The sequence below is a fragment of the Myxacorys sp. genome (assembly GCF_059501405.1).
The window spans coordinates 1-2,144 of sequence record NZ_JCACCM010000065.1; the positions used below are offsets into that span (position 1 = coordinate 1).

Sequence of the window (2,144 nt, forward strand, 5' to 3'; positions counted from 1 at the left end):
AAGCCTCTTGTTGTCTGGCTTCGACTACTGCCTATTTCCGATTAAGTCTATTGACAAACGCATTCGTGAGGGTCGAGGTCAGGGCAGAGGCTCCGACTACAAACCCTGGTTGCTAGTTCAAGATGTCCCATCTCAGGGATTAGCAACACGAGTCAAGGGGTGGAAGGCCAAGCGAGTCCACCACCTTTTAAGCAATCTCGAACTGAGCTATTTTTATGTTCTTGAATGGTCGCCAATCGTCTTTGATATTCGAGAACAGTACCCTCTGCTTCCTCTAGAAGAAACTCTCGCCGTTGCGGAGCAGTGCAATATCCGTCACCCCACAGACCCAAAAACTAAAGAGCCTGTCGTCATGACGACGGACTTTTTCATCACAGTTCCCCAGAATATTGAGGTAATCGAACAAGCTCGGACACTCAAGACTGCTAAAGATTTGCAGTCAGAACGAACACTGGAAAAGCTAGAAATTGAACGCCGTTACTGGCACAACAGGAATATCGATTGGGGAATTGTTACTGAACAAGAAATTCCTCAAGTACTCGCTAAAAATGTTGACTGGTTGCACGCTTTTTTCTGCCTTGAAGACCTCTTTCCTCTATCAGAAACTGAGATACGCCGCATTGCAACTACGCTAACCCTGAGAATGGCTCAAGGGAATGCAGTATTAACTGACCTGACTGCAGAGTGTGATGACAAACTCGGGCTACAACCAGGTACTGCTCTATCAGTTTCTCGTCACCTAGTCGCTAATCGACAGTGGTTGGTTGACATGAATAAACTCATTCAACCCAGCAGGCCCTTAGTTCTTCTAACTACCCCATCGGTCGAGCCATACCAGGCAGCAGGAGGTGCTGGATGAGCCTATGCTTGAACATGCTGCTGGAATGGCAAAGGGATGAGGCTGAGCCATGTATCGAACGATTACTGTGGCTTAGCTCCTCTGGTACTGATGTAGTGACAATTGAGATTAACAATCGAAAGGCTCTCCCAAGATGGCAAAAATCAAGGGAGTTGGAGGCGGCGATCGCCACTAAAGAACTTCGCATCTTGGAAGTTGATCCATACGCAGCGCTTCTTCGTCCTGAGAGTGCAATTCCTGAAAACCAGCGTCAGCGTAGAGACAGGGCGTGGGAAATTATTGCTCCAATTGTTGAGAGTCAAGAGGGAGAGGCGTTCATAAAAGCTTATCGAGGATCTCTCGTAGCTAAAGCGGCTCAACAGACAGGAAGCATTAAAAAGACTATTTACAATTATCTGCGGCGTTACTGGCAGGGAGGACAGACAAAAAACGCGCTTCTTCCTCTCTTCGAGCAGTGTGGTGGGAAAGGTAAAGAACGGCACAGTTCCGGTTGTAAGCGCGGTCGTCCTAGCAAGCTCGCCTTGGCAATGGAGACCCCGATTGGAGTCAATGTTAATGATGAAACTCGACAAAGCTTTCATCGTGGTATCAAACTTTTTTACGAAAACCAAAAAGGGAGAACCCTGAAAGATGCCTATCAGCTAACACTAGAAAAATTTTTTCATAAAGGTTACAAAATGCAGGATGGAGTAATGGTGCCTGTCTTACCACCTGCCGGCGAACTACCCACCTTTGCTCAATTCCGCTACTGGTATGAAAAACAGTGCGATTTCACTCAGGCAGAAATATCCCGTAAGGGCGAACGTCGGTTCAACTTACGTCACCGAGCTGTACTCGGAGATTCAACCCAGATGGCATACGGTCCAGGGTCACTCTACCAAATTGATGCCACGATCGGCGACATCTATCTAGTGAGCTCCCTAGACCGAAACCGCATTATTGGTCGCCCTGTAATCTACTTTATTATCGACACTTTCAGCCGACTGATTGCGGGATTTAGTATCAGTCTGGAAGGACCGAGTTGGTTAGGTGCCATGTTGGCTCTCGAAAATGCGACTCTCAATAAGGTGAGTTTTTGCCAAGAGTTTGGCATTCAGATTGATGAAGCCAATGGCCTAGCCATCATCTACCTGAGGGAATCCTAGCAGACCGAGGTGAACTCGAAGGTTACAACGCCGATAACCTGGTCAATGCCCTTAACGTCCGGGTATCCAACACCCCCCCCTACCGAGCAGGGCTGATTTATTGCAAAAAGGAAAAGAGGCGACAAATATCGTGAGCAACT

The 2,144-nt window shown here is 47.6% G+C and carries 3 protein-coding genes; all 3 read left to right on the plus strand.

Translation table 11 applies throughout. The features are described 5' to 3' along the window. The coding region (locus AC5I6P_RS06505; RefSeq protein WP_495692935.1) for a TnsA endonuclease C-terminal domain-containing protein at window positions 1–859 on the plus strand (859 nt) is incomplete at its 5' end. Then, window positions 856–2,004, plus strand: a complete 1,149-nt coding sequence (locus tag AC5I6P_RS06510; RefSeq protein WP_495692936.1) for a TnsB C-terminal domain-containing protein — start codon at window positions 856–858, stop codon at window positions 2,002–2,004. The genes AC5I6P_RS06505 and AC5I6P_RS06510, both read left to right, overlap by 4 nt. Next, entirely contained in the window at window positions 1,998–2,138 is a 141-nt protein-coding gene (locus AC5I6P_RS06515; protein ID WP_495692937.1) for a hypothetical protein, read from the plus strand. Before AC5I6P_RS06510 ends, AC5I6P_RS06515 begins: the two co-directional genes overlap by 7 nt. The last annotated feature ends 6 nt before the right edge of the window (window positions 2,139–2,144 follow it).